Genomic DNA, 17575 nt, shown 5'->3' on the forward strand with positions numbered 1-17575 from the left:
TTAATCGTATTTAGCATTAAAATTATTATCCCATTTTCCTTGAACTCTTAAAATTTGTTCAATAATATCTCTTACACAACCTTCACCACCTTTTTTGTCTGAAATATATTTAGATACTTGTTGTATTTCTCTTGCAGCATCATTTGGGCAACAAGGTAAACCTACTAATTTCATTACAGGAAAATCTGGAACATCATCTCCCATATATAATACATTTTCTGGTTTTAAATTATATTTTTCTACCAATTCATTGTATTGTTTAATTTTATCATGAGCTCCTAAATAGATGTCTTTTATACCTAAGTTTGCCAATCGTGTTCTAACACCTTCGTTTTTTCCGCCAGAAATAATACATACATTTAAACCTTTGTCAACTGCAGTTTTTAAAGCATAACCATCTTTAATGTTCATATTTCTTACGAGTTGTCCATCTGGCATTATTGTAACTAATCCGTTTGTTAGTACACCATCTACATCAAAAATTAATGTAGTAATATTTGGTAATAATTGTTTGAAACTAATTTCCATTTTGGATTGATTTTGTTAAGATTTTATAAATTTTTTGTTGCTCTTTATTTAGCAACTCTAAATGATTTTTTATTGTTTTTTTATCCTTTCTAATTGCAGGACCTGTTTGTGCTTTTTTTGGTGATAATTCTTTGATTTTTTCAGATGTTTCTGTAATTAATGGTTGCAAAACTTCAAAAGGTACATTGTTTGTATTACAAATATCATTCCCAATTTTATAAAGGTGGTTTGTAAAATTGTTTACAAACACTGCAGCTACATGAAGTGCTTTTCTTTGTTCAGAATTAATATTAAATATTTTTATTCCAATAGAATTGACTAATTGTTCTAATAATTTGTAGTCTTCTTTATTTTCTGATTCTAAGCAAAAAGGAATGTCAAGAAAATTAACAGGTTTTTCTTTAGAAAAAGATTGTAACATGTAAAATACACCTTTTCTAGAATGGTTTTTAAGTTCATTTATAGAGCAAGCACCAGAAGTATGTACAACAAATGAATTGGTTATTTTAGAAGAAACTTCTGCAATAGCATCATCAGAAACAGCAATAATAGTAACATCTGCTTTTGGTACACTTTTTAATTTTCGAGAATTTATTTGTGTTACTATAATGTTACCAGCATTTAAAAAAGCTTTGTATAAATGAGTGCCTACATTTCCCTTTCCAACAATTAATACTGATATCATAAAACGAAGATATTGAAATTTTAGAAGAACTTATTTAAGTTTTGTTAAATTAGCAGGAATAAAAATATTTATAAATGAAAGAAGTTAAAAAACTTGGAATAAATACAACTTGTGTACATGTTGGTGAGGTGAAAGATGAACAATTTAAAGGAGCAGTTTCTCCAATTTATCCTGCAACTTCTTATGCTTTTGATGGAGTAGATGTAAAACGCTATCCAAGATATTTTAATACTCCAAACCAAGAAATGTTGCATAAAAAAATTGCAGCTTTAGAAAAAACGGAAGATGCATTAATTTTAGGTTCTGGTATGGCAGCTATCTCTGCTGCATTAATGGCTTTTTTAAAAAAAGGAGATCATGTTGTTGTTCAACAAGTTATTTATGGAGGAACTTATAATTTTATAGTTTCTGAATTTGATAAATATGGAATTGAATATTCGTTTACTGAATCTGATAAAATTGCAGATTTTAAATCACTAATAAAAAAGAATACTAAAGTTTTATATATAGAAACTCCTTCTAATCCACTTTTAGGAATAACAGATATGAAGGCTATTTCTGCATTGGCTAAAGAAAATGGTATTTTAACAATGATAGATAATACTTTTGCATCTCCAATAAATCAAAATCCTGTAGAATTTGGTATAGATATTATGTTGCATTCTGCTACAAAATATATGGGTGGTCATTCAGATATTTCTGCAGGAGCAATTGCAGCTTCAAAAACTCATATAGAACAGATTTGGAAAACTGCAATAAATTTCGGTGGAAATTTAAGTGATCAAACAGTTTGGTTGTTAGAAAGAAGTTTAAAAACCTTAAATCTTCGTGTAAAAGAACAAACAAAAAATGCTCAAATAATGGCAGAATATCTTGAAGATAACAAAGATGTTGATAATGTGTATTACCCTGGTTTAAAAAGTCATCCACAATTTAATTTAGCAAAAAAACAGATGAAAGGTTTTGGAGCTATGTTATCTTTTGAGTTAAAAGAAGGTATAGATGCTATGAAGTTTCAAAATAATCTTCAACTAATTAAACCCTCAATGAGTTTAGCAGGTTTAGAAAGTACAACAGTAAGTCCAACTCAAACAACGCATGCTTTATTATCTGAAGAAGAACGTTTGGCAAGAGGAATTAAAAATGGATTGATACGTTTTTCTGTGGGTATTGAGGAAGTAAAAGATTTAAAAGAAGATATAGAACAGGCCATAAAAAAAGCAAAGAGTTAATATTCTCTTTGCTTTAATCTAATTAACAAAAAATATTTAAGATTGGATTATGAGACCAATCATTAAAAAAACCTACCTTAAAAAGGCCAGATTATAGGCACTAATATTAATGTTGTTATTACAAATAATATTAAAAGAGGGAATCCCACTTTTAAATAATCCATAAATTTATAACCACCAGAACTCATAACCATTGCGTTTGTAGTTGTTCCAATTGGTGTTAAAAATGCAGTGGAAGCACTAATAGCAACTGTAATTAACAAAGGTTCTGGAGATACATTTAATGTAGCTGCAGCCATTATTACAATTGGTGTCATTAATACTGCTGTTGCAGAGTTGTTTATAAATTGACTAAAAGTTGTAGTTAATAGAAAAACTCCACCTAATAATAATGTAGGGTTTTCTTTACCTAAAAAGCTAATTAAAGAATTAGATATCATTTCTGCTGCACCAGTTTTTTGAATTGCAACTCCCATTGGTATCATAGCAGCAATCATTACTACACTAATCCAACTAATACTTTTGTATGCTTTAGAAAACGGAACACATCCTGTAAATAATACTATACCTGCAGAAATTAATGCAGCTATTGCACCAGGAACTGCTTTTAAAACAAGTAAAGCAATCATTAAAACTAATGCACCAAGAGCTATGTAAGATTTAGGTGTTAATTCATCAACATCTTTTAACATTTCTTCAGGACTACCAACAACAACAACATTTTTGTGTTGGTTTTTTAATTTTTCAATTTTTTCCCAAGGACCTCTAATGATAAAGCTATCTCCAGCACTAACTCTCATTTCTTCTTCTAAAAAAGGCTCACGATTTCTAGAAGTAGCTAAAAGTTGAATTTCATATCTTTTAAAGTATTCTTGAAGTTTAATTTCTCTACCTACTAAACGAGATTTAGGAGTTATAATTACTTCAGACATACCAACTTCTTGGTTAATTAAATTATTTCTTAATTCACTTTTTGCAGATTCTTTATGCAATAAACCTAATCTAAATTTAATCATTAATTTATTAATGTCTTCGGTTGTTCCTTTTACAGTAATAATATCATGATATCTTAATTCAGTATCATTTTCAGGAAATTCAATAAAAGGTTGAGTTCCTTTTAATCTGTTAGGATGTCTTCTTTTTAAACGAATTACATTAATGTGAAAATCTTTTTCTAAATTCCAATCACTAAGTTTAGTATTGATTAATGGAGAAATAGAACGAATTCTTAATCTGTAGTAATCATTGTCTATTTGATAAGCTTCAATCCACTCGTGTAAAGTAGAATCTATATTAATAGGTTTGTTATTTGTTTTGTTTTTTGGTAGCATTTTAAAACCAACATATCTAAAATATAAAATTGCAATAATTAAAAGAGGTAAACCAATTAAGCCAAACTCGAAGAAAGAAAACCCTTCAAAACCTGCATCAATTAAAGCATTGTTAGCAATAATGTTTGGAGGTGTACCAGTTAAAGTTAATAAACCACCAGTATTAGAACCAAAAGCAACAGGAATTAAAATTTTAGATGGCATTGTACCAATACTCCATGCAGAAGAAATAGTAGCTGGTAATAGTGTAGCAACAGTACCTGTATTACTAACAAAACCAGATAAAACACCAGAACCAAGTGTAATTATTACTAAAAGTTTAGGAACACTTTTACCTGCTAATTCAATTAATTTTTTACCAGCTAAAGCAGTCCAACCAGTTTGAGAAAGACCTTCTCCAATTATAAATAGTGAAGCAATCATTATTACTGTAGGATTACTAAAACCGCTAAGTGTTTCATTTAAATTTAGAATTCCACATAAAAATAAACTTAACATAGATACAAGTGCAATAACATCTGGAGAGTATTTACCCCAAACAAATAATCCAATTGTAATTGTTAAAATAACGAGCATTATAACCATAGTTTTCTATTTTGATTTAGTTTTTTTGTTTACGGGAGTAAAATTAAAACCATTAAAAACTCGTTGATATGATATATATCATACAGTATAAATTCAGTTAATTTTTATGATTATCTTAAAAATAGTATAAGATTTTGTAGAAAAAGAGATACGAAATCGAAATAGAAATACCAGCTTACTAAATAATCTTTCTAAAAAGGTTATTTTTGATTTTTATAATTAATTGTATAAAATAAATTATATTCTTTTTTGATATAATTTAAAGCTTTCAAAGTATTTTATTTAAATAATATAACATGTAAATAATTTTATGAAGTTAGATATTTTAGCATTTGGAGCGCATCCAGATGATGTAGAATTGGGGTGTGGAGCAACCATAGCCAAAGAAGTTTCTTTAGGGAAAAAAGTAGGAATTATAGATTTAACTAGAGGAGAGTTAGGAACTCGTGGTTCTGCTGAGTTAAGAGATGTTGAGGCTGCTAATGCTGCTAAAATATTAGGAGTTTCTATTAGAGAAAATTTACAGTTTTCTGATGGGTTTTTTATTAATAATAGAGAGCATCAAATAGAGGTTATAAAAATGATACGTAAATATAAGCCAGAAGTAGTTTTATGTAATGCTATAGATGATAGGCATATTGATCATCCAAAAGGAAGTAGTTTGGTTTCTGATGCTTGTTTTTTAAGTGGTTTAATGAAAATTGAAACCAAATTAGATGGAGAAAAGCAAGAAAAATGGAGGCCTAAACAAGTATATCATTACATTCAATGGAAAAATATTGAACCAAATTTTGTAGTTAATGTTACTGGTTTTATGGATGTTAAAGAAAAAGCTGTTTTGGCATATTCTTCTCAGTTTTATGATCCAAAAAGTAACGAGCCAGAAACCCCAATTACTAGTAAAAATTTTACCGAAAGTATTAATTATAGAGCAAGAGATTTAGGAAGATTGATTGGAGTTGATTTTGCAGAAGGCTTTACGTCAGAACGTTATGTGGCAGTAGAAAATTTAAGTAAATTAATTTGATTTTTTCTTTTTGTATATTGAAAATTAAATTATATTTGCACCCGCAAGTTACATGGTGGTTGTAGCTCAGTTGGTTAGAGCGTCGGTTTGTGGTACCGAAAGTCGCCGGTTCGAATCCGGTCTTCCACCCAAAAATAAGATCCTTCTCATAAAGAGAAGGATTTTTTTGTGGTTAAAATTTGAGTAAAAAAAAATATCCTTTTCGTTAGAAAAGGATATTTTTTTATTTGATCTATTTTAAGCAGCTTAATCAAATATTGAAGGTCTTGCAACGATTATAGTTTCTTATTTTAGGGGACAAAAACTATAATATGAGTTGTTATGTTTTATTATTCGTGGGGAATAATTGCTATTTAACAGACTCTTCAATATTTGATATTCTTTGAAAAATATCTTTAGATAATTCTTCAAACTGCTTCTTAACCATGCGTTTTATCTGAAATTCTATAGGGGATCGAACCTCATTCATTAGGGGAGCATAGTTATTGTTATATTTTCCTTTACCAGTTAGTAACCAAATAGGTTCTATTTCTGGTATGTTGTCGATAATTGCAAGCAAAATGGTTTCATTAGGTTTTTTAGTATAGTTGACTACTGCACTTATTAATTGCTGTGAAACTCCAATAAGTTCTGAAAATTGTCTTTGATTATATCCACTATCTTTAAAAACCTTAATTATTCTATCTGCTCGTTTTTTATCTTCGATTTTCATTTTAATAATTATCCAAATGTAGTAAAATTTTACTACAAACAAAGATTTTTTAAATAAATTTTTTTAAATCGATTTTAAAAAATTGATAACATCTGCTTTTTTTCTTACTGAAACAGGGATATTAGTATTGTTGTTTAATATGATGTAGCCACCATCAGATTTTATATACTCTTTAATTTCTAGTTTATTTATAAGATGGCTTTGATGCACTCTTATAAACCCATTATTTTTTAGTAAATCTGCATAATACTTTAAGGTTTTTGATACTAATATTTTAGAGGCGTCTTTAAGATAAAAAGTAGTGTAATTGTTGTCTGATTGACAACGAATAATTTCATCTGTATTAACAATAATTATTTTATCTTGTGTATATAATGATATTCTGTTAAGAATGCTGTTTTGATTGTTAATTGCCTCTTTTAGAATGTTTAACTGTTCTTTTTGAGGTTCTATTTGTTGTTTTACTTTTTGTATAGAACTGCTTAAATCATCATTAGAATATGGTTTTAAGATATAGTCTATTGCAGCAAATTTAAAAGCTCTAATAGCATACTCATCACTAGCAGTTACAAAAATAATTTTTGATTTTAAGTTTGGAAAAATTTCTAATAAATCAAATCCAGTTCCATCACCAAGCATAATGTCTAAAAATAATATGTCTGGTTGTTTTTGTTGTAATAATTTTGCAGCTTCAATAACGCTTTTTGCAGTTCCTATTACTTCAATTTCTTTATGATAATTAGATAGATCATTAACCAGCATATCTAAAGCTAATGAATTATCTTCTACCACAAATGATGTAAATTTTACCATAATTAAAGTTTTTCTTCTAATTTAAAAATTGTTATTTCTGGTCTTACATTAAATCTAACTGGGTATAAATTTCCAAGAGCTCTGTTAATATATAGAGTTCTTCCATCATAAAGATCAAACTCACCAGAAGAATAGCGTTTGTTTTTTACAGGAAGAATAGGTGGGTTTAAAAAAGGAGGTTTTACTTGTCCTCCATGAGTATGTCCAGATAAAATCCAACCTTTATAGTTATTCCAAACGTTTAAATCACAAACATCAGGATTGTGGCATAAAACCAAATTAGCTTTGTTTTTATCATATTTACTCATAACTTTTACTGGGTTAAAATTAGATCCCCAATAATCATCAATACCTAGTATGTTTAATCCATCAAAATTTATTTCTTCATTTCTTAGAATGTTAATTCCTGCTTTGTTTAAAATTGATGAAATAGTATTAGCTACGTTAGGTTCTAACCAATCTACCCCATAATCATGATTACCTAAAACACCAGCAGTTCCTAGTTTTCCAATTACTGCATGTTTAAAAACTTCTTCTAATTGATTAAACTGTTCTGCTGTTTCATAAGAAACAAAATCTCCAGTATAAACAACAAAATCTGGTTTGTATAAACTTGCTTTTTTAAATGAATCTATTATGTATTGATATTTAAACTTATTACCAACATGAACATCGCTAATTTGCATTAATGTTTTACCTATTAAGTTTTTAGGTAAATTTTTAATAGGCATTTTTACATTTACAAATTCAAGCCAAAAGGGTTCTATTTGCCAAGTATAAAGACCTCCAACAATGCTAGCTCCAATAGATGTAAGTATAGATTTTTTTATAAATTTTCTTCTTTCCATAGTTTTTTAATAATCTGTAATTAAAGGAATTTTAAAACTAACTTTTGTACCAGATATTTTATTGTTTAACATTATTTCTTCAATAGAAAAAGAATTGTACTTAGATAAATTTTGAATACGTTCTTTAGTTAATTTTACTGCAATTGATTTATGAGTTGTTATCTTTTTTTCTTTTTGTTCTTGATTGTATCCAATACCATTATCTATAATTTTAAAATATAAAAACTTGTCTTTTACTTCAAATTGAATTTTAATTTCAGCTTTTTCTGTAATTTGATTGAAAGCATGTTTAATACAATTTTCTACAAAAGGTTGAATAAGCATTGGAGGAATTAAAATTTCTTCTGAATCAATATTTTTTAGAGAAGTTTCAATTGAAAAATGAAAAGATTTAGAACTCATTTGTTGTTCTAATTGCAAATAAGTTTCTAAAGTAATTATTTCATCTTTTAAGCTAATTTTTTCTAATCGAGAATTATTTAAAACACTTCTTAAAAGTATAGAAAATTGAGAAATTGTTTTGTTTAATTCAATAGATTTTCCTGAGTTACCTAAAGCTTTAATTCCATTTAAAACATTAAAAATAAAATGAGGATTCATTTGTAATTGTAAAGCTTTCTGTTCTAAATTTAGAAGATAGTTTTCTAATTTTAAGCTATCAATTTTTTTCTTATTCTTGTTTTTTTCTTGTCTTATATATACTTCTACAATACCCGCTAAAAGTAAACAAACTATAACACCACATAGAATTTGAAACCAAATTTTTTGATAAATAGGAGAATCTATTATAAAACTTAAAGTTGTTTTTTTGCTTAAAGTTTCTTTGTTTTTAGATTGAACACTAAAAGTGTATTTACCAGCTTTTAAATTTGCAAAATTTACTTGGTTTTGATAGCTCCAAGGAGATGTTTTTTTATTTAAAGTATATTGGTATTGAATGTTTTTAGAGTTTTTTAAATCTACAGTTTTAAAAGAAAATGAAATGTTATTTTGAGTAGAATTTAATTGTAGGTCTTTGTTGAATGTATGTGGAATATCTTTGTAGTTTACAGAAATGTTTTCAATTAAAATAGTTGGTTTTTTTTTAGTGTTAACATCAGAAAACTTATATAAACCTCTGTCTTTACTTGCAATCCAAATTGTGTTTTGGTTGTCTAGAAAAACACTGTTTATCTTATTAGAAATATCAGTATTGTACTTATTTATTTTTCTTTTAAAAGTGTAATTATTTGCATCTAAAATTTCAATTCCATTTTCTGATGAAGAAACCCAAATTTCATCTTTTATTTTTTCTATAGAAGAGATGTTTTCAATGGTTTTATAACTATTGATAATCTTACTTTTATCAATAATATTCAATTCATTTTCTAAAGAACTAGCAATAATTTTGTTGTTATTTATTAAAAAGTTTGAGAACCGTTCATCAGAAATTTTTTGAATATTTTCTGGATTTTTTAATTTTTCAATATTCCATAAACCATTGTTAGAAGCTATATAGATTGAATTTTTATGTTGAATGACATCCTGTATAACAGAGAAATCTATTTGAGAATTAATTTTTAAAGGAAGAATATTTGTTTCTGAATATTCATAAAGGCCTTGTGTTGTGCATAATAATACTTTGTTTCTTATTAAAACAATTTTTAAAACTTTCTCTTTTCCTAAATAATTAAATTTTCCATTTTTTAAGCTGAAAATTCCTTTTTCATGACCAATAAATAACGTTTTGTTTTTTGCAAATAAAGAAATTGCTTTAGAGTTTGTATGAAGATTTATAATTTTAAAAGAAGTACCATCAAATTTAATTAATCCTTTATCTGTAGCAAGCCATAAATAGCCTGTGTTGTCTTGGGTAATATCATTTATTGATGTGTTTATAAGTCCATCTGAAATTGAAAAATGTTCTAAATTATTTTCTTGAGAATAAGCTTCAAAAGAAAGTATTGTTAAAAATAATATGATTTTTAATAATTTGGTCATCTATACAAATTTACTAATTAAAACGTCATTACACTATAGATATATTTGTGTAATGACGTTTATCAAACTACAATCTCCATTCCATTTTACTTCATAGCATACAAACGTTTGTTATTTGTATCTGGTTCTATATGTTTTAGATCTCCATAAGGTTTAATTAAAGGTTTTAATACTACTAAACCAGTTGTTCTACCTCTAATTATTAATGTGCTGTTTTTTGTACTCCATTTCCATCTAAATTTTTCTAAAGGGATGTTGTATTGGTTAATTTCTACCATTAATTCTTCATGTTGTTCTATCCAATCCATTACTTCTTCAGAAGAAGAGAATGTTGGCATTTCATCATCTGTATGATGATATCCAAATTCCCATTTAATTGGAATTGAAAATTGTTCTGTATAAGCTTCTCCTACATATCTTTCTTCTTCATTATGTAAGGCTTCAAACCAATCTATATCTTTTTCTTGCGGATATTTTTTTGCAATTTCTTTAGATAAATCTGTTTTTCCAGGAGAATTTGCAGTTGGATAAAAAACATAATATGGTTGTGCTAAGTAGTGATTAGAAAACTCTCCACCAAAGATTGTAAAGTATGGAGATGCAATAACTTTAGGTAAACTTTGAGCTGAAAAAGCATCTTTTAATGTTTTTAAAAGTTCTTTATCTTCCACTAATCCAGAAGCGTGAAAAACAATTTTTGTATTGTTGTTTACTACATTTTTTAATGAAGGGAGTGTGCCTTGAGTTATACTTCTTCTTAAAGTTTCTGAAGTAATTTTATCTCCTCTTACAATTGTTTCTAAATTCATCCCTTTATAAGGATTACTTTTGTTTACAATATGAACTTCTCCATAAGGATTAACATTTGCATGGGTATTCATCCAAACAATAATTTCTTCTAAAGAATATTGACCGTCAATTACTTTTAAACCTTTTTCTTTAAAATAATTTCTGGCATCAGCGTAAAATGTTTCACTGCCTTTATCAAAACCAGCAATGAATACAATTGGTTCTCTAGATTTTGTTTCAATTTTTACTTCTTCACTTATAGCAGTGTCTGTATTTGCTAAAATGATGGTTTCTTTTTCTTTTTTTATTTCGTTGTTATCACAACTAATAAAAGGACTGCTTAATACAATTAGACCTGCAACTAATACTGATTTACTTAGGAATGTTCTCATGATTTCTGCTTTTTTAATGTTAATACACTATAAAAGTAGAATAGAAGTAAGGTTAAATTTTACGAGTATTAGAATTCGTAATTTTTGAATTAGAATTCGTTAATATTTATTTTTTTTGATTGTAAACTACCAGTTTTGTTATTCCTTCTTCATTAGGGTTTTTGGCAAAAGAACGCAAATAAACATCCATATATTTTATAATTCTTTCTTCTGGATAGAATAATACTTTATTGTCATACTGTGCCCATTCGTTCATTTGTAAATAAGCTTTACCGTTTTCAAAACGATAAAAATGATGAATATGATCTGGTAAATTGTCTTCTAATTCTTCATTTATAAAAACATTGTAATAATTTAAGTCTGCTGTAAAAAAATGAAAAGATAGTAAGCTGTCATAAAAACCTGTAGTCCAATTAGAAAAAGGTAAAATAATTGTAAAAATTAAGATTGCTACTTTTTGTTTATTAAAGAATTTAAAGAAAAATTCAAATGCATTTGAAGTTTTTAGAGTCCAAAATAAAATTATTACACTTAACATATTTTGTATGTTCCAAGGCACAACATTGTAGCCATAACCTAGGTAAAATAAAAGGAAAGTTATAATTCCATGCATAGAAAGTATAAATAAGACTCCAAATTTTCTTGTTTTATTAAACAATAATAAAACACCCATTAAAGCTTCTAACCAAGGAACAGCATAAGTAAATATCTCTAAAAACCACTGAGGCAAACAAATTAGTGCGTTTGTAGAACCATCTATACAACTAAAATGTTTGTTTAAGGCACTTAGCCATTGTATGTAAAAAGCTTCATTTGCTTTTTGTACTCCACTCCAAAAATAGGTAGCAAAAAATATGAGAATAATGGCATATAAAATTTTTCTACTTTCTGCTTTTCTGCCAAAAATTTCAATTGCAAAAATGGTTAAAAAACTCTGATAAAAGTAGGGTTGAAGCCTGTTTTGATCTACTAAAGCTAAAAAGAGATACAATAAAATAATTGTCCAACCTTGCCATTTTTTATTTTGAAAAATATAGACTATTTGTATAATAAATAAGAACCCACCTAATAAATAATCAAAAGGATATGTTGGTATTGGTAACCAGTCAAACAAAGGAATTACAGGAAAAACTTTGGTTGTAACCCACAATTTTGGAGCATAAACCATTAATATTAAAACTCCAAGAATTGCTAAAATTCTTACGTAATTTATTTTTTGTTTGTCAGTTAAATTTGCAATCATTTTAAAACACTAATTTTTCTTTTAAATATTTAGCAGTATAAGATTCTTTATTATTGGCTAGTTCTTCAGGTGTACCTTCAAAGATAAGATTTCCTCCATTTTTTCCACCCTCTAAACCTAAATCAATTATATAATCTGCACATTTTATCAATTCAATATTATGTTCAATTACTATTATAGAATGTCCTTTTTCAATTAAAGCATTAAAAGAAGCTAATAATTTTTTAATATCATGAAAATGTAAACCCGTAGTTGGTTCATCAAAAATGAATAAAGCTTTGTCTTTTGTGTTTCCTTTGACTAAGAATGAAGCCAATTTAATTCTTTGCGCTTCTCCACCAGAAAGGGTAGAAGAAGACTGTCCTAATTGCACATAACCTAACCCAACGTCTTGTAAAGGTTTTAATTTGCTGGCAATTTTAGGAACTAAATTTTCAGAGAAAAAAGTAACAGCTTCATCTATAGTTAGGTTTAAAATGTCATCTATAGATTTTCCATCAAACTTAACTTCTAAAACTTCTTTCTTAAAACGTTTACCATTACAAACCTCGCATTCTAAATGCACATCAGCCATAAATTGCATTTCAATTGTAACTTCACCTTCACCTTTACAAACTTCACAACGTCCTCCTTCTACATTAAAAGAAAAGTGTTTTGGTTTGTAGTTTCTAATGTTTGATAATTTTTGATTAGAAAATAACATTCTAATGTCATCATAAGCTTTTATATAGGTAACAGGATTTGAACGAGAAGAACGACCAATAGGATTTTGATCTATAAATTCTACATGCTTTAAGTTGTCGTAACTTCCTTTTATTTCTGTATGCTGCCCAATTTTATCTCCATAACTAATCAATTTTTTTTGCATTGTTGGGTATAGAATATTTTTTACCAAAGTACTTTTTCCTGAGCCAGAAACTCCTGTAATTACAGATAAACAGTTTAAAGGAAAGGTAACATTAATGTTTTTTAAGTTGTTTTCTCTAGCTCCAACTATTTGTACATTATTTTTTGAAGTTCTACGTTTTGTAGGAATTTCAATTTTTAATTCTTCATTTAAATATTTAGCGGTTAAAGAGTCAGATTTTAAAATGTCTTTAAAGTTACCCTCTGCTACTACATTTCCTCCATAAGTACCTGCTTCAGGACCAATATCAATAATATAATCTGCTTCTTTCATAATATCTTCATCATGCTCTACCACAACAACTGTATTACCTAAATCTCGTAAGTTTTTTAAAACACCAATTAATCTTTCTGTGTCTTTTGGGTGTAATCCAATACTAGGTTCGTCTAAAATATACATAGAACCTACCAAAGAACTTCCTAGAGAAGTCGCTAAGTTTATTCGCTGGCTTTCACCACCAGAAAGAGTGTTTGATGTTCTGTTGATAGTTAAATATGACAAGCCAACATCATTTAAAAACTGCAAACGATTGTTAATTTCTGTCAATAAACGTTTTCCAATTTTTTCTTCGTATTTATTTAATTTTAGATTCTTAAAAAATACTGTTAATTCATCTAAAGGAAGGGTAACTAAATCTGAAATTGTTTTATTATTTATTTTTACAAAATTGGTTTCTTCTCTTAAACGTTTTCCATTACAAGTTGTACATTTTGTTTTTCCTCGATAGCGAGAAAGCATAACTCTATTCTGAATTTTATAACTTTTTTCTTCTAAAGCTGTAAAGAAATGATTGATACCTTTAAATGATTTGTTGCCACTCCAAACCAACTCTTTTTGTTTTTCAGATAATTCAAACCAAGGTTTATGAATAGGAATGTCAAATTGATAAGCAACATCAATTAAGTCTTCTTTGTAATGTCTGTAAGAATCTGTTTTAAAAGGAAAAATACAATCTTCCATAATTGATAAACCTGTATTTGGTATTACCAATTCTGCATCAATACCAATTACATTTCCATAACCTTCACAAGTAGGACAAGCTCCATAAGGATTGTTAAAACTGAATAAATGTGTGTTTGGTTCTAAGAAAGACATGCCATCTAAATCGAATTTATTACTAAATTCTGCAACTTTATTGTCTCCTAAATTTTCGATAAAACAAACACCTTTTCCTTCAAAAAAAGCAGTTTGTATAGCATCTGCTAATCTGTTGTAAAAATCTTCATCATTTTTAGTAATGATTCTGTCTACAACTAAAAAAAGAGTTTCATTTTTGTATTCTTTTTGAGGAAAATCAGCAATTCTATAAATTGTTTCATTCCATTTTAAACGTGCATACCCTTGTTGCTCTAAAACTTGTAAAACGGTTTTTAAATCACGGTTTTCATCAATAGTAATTGGTGCTAATAACAATAATTTTGTGCGTTCTTCAAACTCTTTTACAAAGTTTACAACATCAGAAACAGTATCTTTTTTAACTTCTTTACCAGAAATAGGAGAGAAGGTTTTACCAATTCTTGCATATAGCAACTTTATATAATCATAAATTTCGGTACTTGTACCCACTGTAGATCTTGGGTTTGTAGAATTTACTTTTTGCTCAATTGCTATTGCTGGTGCTATACCTTTAATATAATCTACTTTAGGTTTGTGTAATTTACCCAAAAACTGTCTTGCATAAGAACTTAAGCTTTCTACATAGCGTCTTTGACCTTCTGCGTATAAAGTATCAAAAGCTAGTGAAGATTTTCCAGAACCAGAAAGACCCGTAATTACAACTAGTTTGTTTCTTGGTATAACAACATCAATGTCTTTTAAATTATGGAGTTTAGCTCCTTTAATTATGATGTTTTCTTTAGGGTTTATAGTTGATAAGTCAGTCTTCATTCATTGAAAATATAAGGGATAAAAATACTTTTTTTTTCACCTACTATAAAACTAATATGAATGAATTTTGTTAAAATATTTGTTGATTTAAAAAATATTAATCATATTTGACGTTCATAAGAACCACAAAATTAGACGCATATAGGTTAAAATTACTTTTTTAAATATTAATTTAATATTAAACTAAAAGAACAACTTGTTCTTTAAAAAGTAGTTATGATGCGAAAAAATTCAATTACAGACAGTACTTTAGTTAGTGATTATATACAAGGAAATGAAGCATCTTTAGAGGTTCTTATTAAAAGACATCAACAAAGATTATTTAGCTTTATTTATAGTAAAGTTCAAGATAGAGATATAACAGAAGATATTTTTCAAGACACTTTTATAAAAGTGATTAGAACTCTTAAAAAAGGTAATTATAATGAAGAAGGTAAGTTTTTACCTTGGGTTATGAGAATTGCTCATAATTTAGTTATAGACCATTTTAGAAAGTCTAATAGAATGCCAACCTTTAAAAATACAGATGAATTTGATATATTTTCTGTTTTAGGTGATGGAAATTTAAATGCCGAAAAGCAAATTATACAAGAACAGATTTTTGCTGATGTAAGAGAACTTGTAAAAGAGTTGCCAGAAGAACAAAAAGAAGTTTTAGTTATGCGTATGTATAAAGATATGAGCTTTAAAGAAATAAGCGAAAACACTGGTGTTAGTATCAATACAGCTTTGGGTAGAATGCGATATGCATTAATAAATATGCGTAAATTAATAGAAAAACATAAAATTATTTTAGTAAACTAACAATAAAGTAAAATTTGTATCGTTATCTAATTGAAACACAAAGAATAAAAGATATCATATGATGCAAATTTACTCAAGAAAGTCGTCTGAAATTCAGATGCAACCTACAAAAGAAACAGTTCAATTTTTGATTGATTTTTCCAAATCGCTAACTATTGTTAAAACCAAATCAAAAGATTACATTGAATTGAATTTGAATTAAGAGTGGAAAAAGCTTCAACAATTGTTGGAGCTTTTTTTATGAATTATTTTTTGGGCGTTCCCTAAAGGTCGGGCTTTACGTTGCAATCTTTTTTATTAGTTTTCAAAACTTACTATCTTCTGTAAAATATTTTTATTTCTATAATTTCAAAAATTCACTCTAACTTACATAAAAAAGGATTTCCACTTCAATCCCTAACGCAATTGTTTGCCAATATTTAGAAAACTAAAGTTAAAAGATAATTTATAAGCTTAGTTATTTTTCTCCCTATTACAAACTTCCTTCTTCAAACTCCCTACTTTTTATTTAGTCTTAAAATACTCATCTAAAACCGATTTTCTTCCAATAGTACTTGTAATTATATCATTGTCTAAATCCCAACCACGAGCAGGAGAATATTCTCTTCCATACCAAATAATTTGCAAGTGTAAATCATTCCACAATTCTTTAGGAAACAATCGTTTTGCATCTTTTTCAGTTTGTTGTACATTTTTTCCATTTGTTAAATTCCATCTGTACATTAATCTATGAATGTGTGTATCAACAGGAAAAGCAGGAACCCCAAAAGCTTGACTCATAACAACACTTGCAGTTTTATGACCAACAGCAGGTAATTCTTCTAAACCTTCAAAAGATTGAGGAACTTCACCATTATATTTTTCTATTAAAATTTTAGATAAACCGTGAATACCCTTACTTTTCATGGGTGATAATCCGCAAGGACGAATTATTTCTTTAATTTCTTCAACAGACATTTTAACCATATCAAAAGGATTATCTGCTTTTGCAAAAAGCAAAGGAGTAATTTGATTTACTCTAACATCTGTACATTGTGCAGATAATAAAACAGCGATTAATAATGTGTAAGGGTCTTTATGGTCAAGAGGAATAGGGATTTCTGGATATTTTTCTTGAAGTGTATCAATAACAAATTGTACTTTTTCTTGTTTGTTCATTTACTGAAATTACAAAGGTTGAGAACCTGCAATTTACAAAGTTAAATTGATACCTTTTTAATTAAGTCTTTAAAATAGTTTTTATACTTTGTATATTTGTATAAAAAAGAAAAATATGACTTCATTAAAAATAGGAGATAATGCACCTCAATTTGAGGCTATAGATGAAAAAGGAAATACAGTTAAATTAACAGATTTTTCAGGAAAAAAACTTGTTATGTTTTTTTATCCAAAAGCAAGTACACCTGGTTGTACTGCAGAAGCATGTAACTTAAGAGATAATTACCAATCTTTTTTGGCAAAAGGATATGCCATTTTAGGTGTTAGTGCAGATTCTGCAAAAAGACAACAAAATTGGATAGACAAACATGGTTTACAGTTCCCTTTGTTGGTAGATGAAGATAAGGCAGTAATAAATGCTTTTAATGTTTGGGGACCAAAGAAATTTATGGGAAGAGTTTATGATGGTATACACAGAACTACTTTTGTTATAGATGAAAATGGCGTGATAGAAGATATCATTCTAAAAGTTAAAACTAAAGATCATACTGCTCAAATATTAAAATAATTAACAAACAATTAGTCCTTTTTGTATTCCAAACTTAATTAATTCTTGTGTGTTTTTTTGAATTTGTAATTACAAAAAGAGATTGT

Annotated in this window: 15 protein-coding genes and 1 tRNA gene; 5 read left to right on the forward strand and 11 right to left on the reverse strand. The window is 27.6% G+C overall.

What is annotated here, in order from left to right; translation table 11 throughout:
• Positions 1-528, reverse strand: coding sequence for a KdsC family phosphatase (locus MPF13_RS05240; RefSeq protein ID WP_249981279.1), 528 nt, complete (start codon positions 526-528; stop codon positions 1-3).
• Positions 518-1213: a Rossmann-like and DUF2520 domain-containing protein gene (locus tag MPF13_RS05245; RefSeq protein ID WP_249981280.1), complete on the reverse strand. Its 696-nt coding sequence runs from the start codon at positions 1211-1213 to the stop codon at positions 518-520. Before MPF13_RS05245 ends, MPF13_RS05240 begins: the two co-directional genes overlap by 11 nt.
• Before the next feature lie 74 nt (positions 1214-1287).
• Here MPF13_RS05245 and MPF13_RS05250 point away from each other — a divergent pair, with 74 nt between their 5' ends.
• On the forward strand, positions 1288-2445 hold the full coding sequence (locus MPF13_RS05250) for a trans-sulfuration enzyme family protein (RefSeq protein ID WP_249981281.1): 1158 nt from the start codon (positions 1288-1290) through the stop codon (positions 2443-2445).
• A 77-nt stretch (positions 2446-2522) separates the two neighbouring features.
• On the opposite strand, the gene MPF13_RS05255 is transcribed toward MPF13_RS05250, so the two are convergent.
• Positions 2523-4361, reverse strand: a complete 1839-nt coding sequence (locus MPF13_RS05255) for an SLC13 family permease (protein WP_249981282.1) — start codon at positions 4359-4361, stop codon at positions 2523-2525.
• A gap of 310 nt (positions 4362-4671) precedes the next feature.
• Here MPF13_RS05255 and bshB1 point away from each other — a divergent pair, with 310 nt between their 5' ends.
• Both bshB1 and MPF13_RS05265 read left to right on the forward strand, forming a co-directional pair.
• A complete protein-coding gene (bshB1, locus tag MPF13_RS05260) occupies positions 4672-5388 on the forward strand; it encodes a bacillithiol biosynthesis deacetylase BshB1 (RefSeq protein WP_249981283.1) in 717 nt (238 codons plus the stop codon).
• A 54-nt stretch (positions 5389-5442) separates the two neighbouring features.
• Positions 5443-5518 (forward strand) — tRNA-His (locus MPF13_RS05265).
• Positions 5519-5737: 219 nt separating this feature from the next.
• Here MPF13_RS05265 and MPF13_RS05270 read toward each other — a convergent pair.
• The 7 genes from MPF13_RS05270 to uvrA form a co-directional block, all read right to left on the reverse strand.
• A complete protein-coding gene (locus MPF13_RS05270) occupies positions 5738-6100 on the reverse strand; it encodes a helix-turn-helix domain-containing protein (protein ID WP_249981284.1) in 363 nt (120 codons plus the stop codon).
• A gap of 63 nt (positions 6101-6163) precedes the next feature.
• Positions 6164-6913 (reverse strand): LytR/AlgR family response regulator transcription factor, encoded by a 750-nt coding sequence (locus MPF13_RS05275; RefSeq protein WP_249981285.1) that lies wholly within the window; start codon positions 6911-6913, stop codon positions 6164-6166.
• Positions 6914-6915: 2 nt separating this feature from the next.
• Positions 6916-7761 carry a metallophosphoesterase gene (locus MPF13_RS05280; protein ID WP_249981286.1) on the reverse strand — a complete coding sequence of 282 codons (846 nt, stop codon included), beginning with the start codon at positions 7759-7761 and terminating at the stop codon, positions 6916-6918.
• 6 nt (positions 7762-7767) lie between these two features.
• On the reverse strand, positions 7768-9741 hold the full coding sequence (locus tag MPF13_RS05285; protein WP_249981287.1) for a sensor histidine kinase: 1974 nt from the start codon (positions 9739-9741) through the stop codon (positions 7768-7770).
• An 86-nt stretch (positions 9742-9827) separates the two neighbouring features.
• Positions 9828-10922 carry a hypothetical protein gene (locus MPF13_RS05290; protein WP_249981288.1) on the reverse strand — a complete coding sequence of 365 codons (1095 nt, stop codon included), beginning with the start codon at positions 10920-10922 and terminating at the stop codon, positions 9828-9830.
• A 106-nt stretch (positions 10923-11028) separates the two neighbouring features.
• Entirely contained in the window at positions 11029-12165 is a 1137-nt protein-coding gene (locus MPF13_RS05295; RefSeq protein WP_249981289.1) for a MauE/DoxX family redox-associated membrane protein, read from the reverse strand.
• A 1-nt stretch (position 12166) separates the two neighbouring features.
• Positions 12167-14959: an excinuclease ABC subunit UvrA gene (gene uvrA / locus MPF13_RS05300; RefSeq protein WP_249981290.1), complete on the reverse strand. Its 2793-nt coding sequence runs from the start codon at positions 14957-14959 to the stop codon at positions 12167-12169.
• Between the two features lie 219 nt (positions 14960-15178).
• Here uvrA and MPF13_RS05305 point away from each other — a divergent pair, with 219 nt between their 5' ends.
• Entirely contained in the window at positions 15179-15763 is a 585-nt protein-coding gene (locus MPF13_RS05305) for an RNA polymerase sigma factor (protein WP_249981605.1), read from the forward strand.
• Positions 15764-16267: 504 nt separating this feature from the next.
• On the opposite strand, the gene MPF13_RS05310 is transcribed toward MPF13_RS05305, so the two are convergent.
• Positions 16268-16921, reverse strand: a complete 654-nt coding sequence (locus MPF13_RS05310) for an endonuclease III domain-containing protein (RefSeq protein WP_249981291.1) — start codon at positions 16919-16921, stop codon at positions 16268-16270.
• 115 nt (positions 16922-17036) lie between these two features.
• Between MPF13_RS05310 and bcp the strand changes: the two genes are divergently transcribed.
• Complete coding sequence (gene bcp, locus MPF13_RS05315) at positions 17037-17489, forward strand: thioredoxin-dependent thiol peroxidase (RefSeq protein WP_249981292.1); 453 nt, start codon at positions 17037-17039, stop codon at positions 17487-17489.
• Positions 17490-17575 lie beyond the last annotated feature (86 nt).

It is taken from the genome of Polaribacter sp. Z022, from assembly GCF_023555495.1.
Lineage (GTDB): Bacteria > Bacteroidota > Bacteroidia > Flavobacteriales > Flavobacteriaceae > Polaribacter.

Excerpts from the sequence above, each read along its gene's own strand:
- uvrA (WP_249981290.1), bottom strand. The coding sequence starts at position 14,959 with ATGAAGACTGACTTATCAACTATAAACCCTAAAGAAAACATCATAATT.
- MPF13_RS05245 (WP_249981280.1), bottom strand. The coding sequence starts at position 1,213 with ATGATATCAGTATTAATTGTTGGAAAGGGAAATGTAGGCACTCATTTA.
- MPF13_RS05275 (WP_249981285.1), bottom strand. The coding sequence starts at position 6,913 with ATGGTAAAATTTACATCATTTGTGGTAGAAGATAATTCATTAGCTTTA.
- MPF13_RS05280 (WP_249981286.1), bottom strand. The coding sequence starts at position 7,761 with ATGGAAAGAAGAAAATTTATAAAAAAATCTATACTTACATCTATTGGA.
- MPF13_RS05310 (WP_249981291.1), bottom strand. The coding sequence starts at position 16,921 with ATGAACAAACAAGAAAAAGTACAATTTGTTATTGATACACTTCAAGAA.
- MPF13_RS05250 (WP_249981281.1), top strand. The coding sequence starts at position 1,288 with ATGAAAGAAGTTAAAAAACTTGGAATAAATACAACTTGTGTACATGTT.
- MPF13_RS05270 (WP_249981284.1), bottom strand. The coding sequence starts at position 6,100 with ATGAAAATCGAAGATAAAAAACGAGCAGATAGAATAATTAAGGTTTTT.
- MPF13_RS05295 (WP_249981289.1), bottom strand. The coding sequence starts at position 12,165 with ATGATTGCAAATTTAACTGACAAACAAAAAATAAATTACGTAAGAATT.
- MPF13_RS05285 (WP_249981287.1), bottom strand. The coding sequence starts at position 9,741 with ATGACCAAATTATTAAAAATCATATTATTTTTAACAATACTTTCTTTT.
- MPF13_RS05305 (WP_249981605.1), top strand. The coding sequence starts at position 15,179 with ATGCGAAAAAATTCAATTACAGACAGTACTTTAGTTAGTGATTATATA.
- MPF13_RS05240 (WP_249981279.1), bottom strand. The coding sequence starts at position 528 with ATGGAAATTAGTTTCAAACAATTATTACCAAATATTACTACATTAATT.
- MPF13_RS05255 (WP_249981282.1), bottom strand. The coding sequence starts at position 4,361 with ATGGTTATAATGCTCGTTATTTTAACAATTACAATTGGATTATTTGTT.
- MPF13_RS05290 (WP_249981288.1), bottom strand. The coding sequence starts at position 10,922 with ATGAGAACATTCCTAAGTAAATCAGTATTAGTTGCAGGTCTAATTGTA.
- bcp (WP_249981292.1), top strand. The coding sequence starts at position 17,037 with ATGACTTCATTAAAAATAGGAGATAATGCACCTCAATTTGAGGCTATA.
- bshB1 (WP_249981283.1), top strand. The coding sequence starts at position 4,672 with ATGAAGTTAGATATTTTAGCATTTGGAGCGCATCCAGATGATGTAGAA.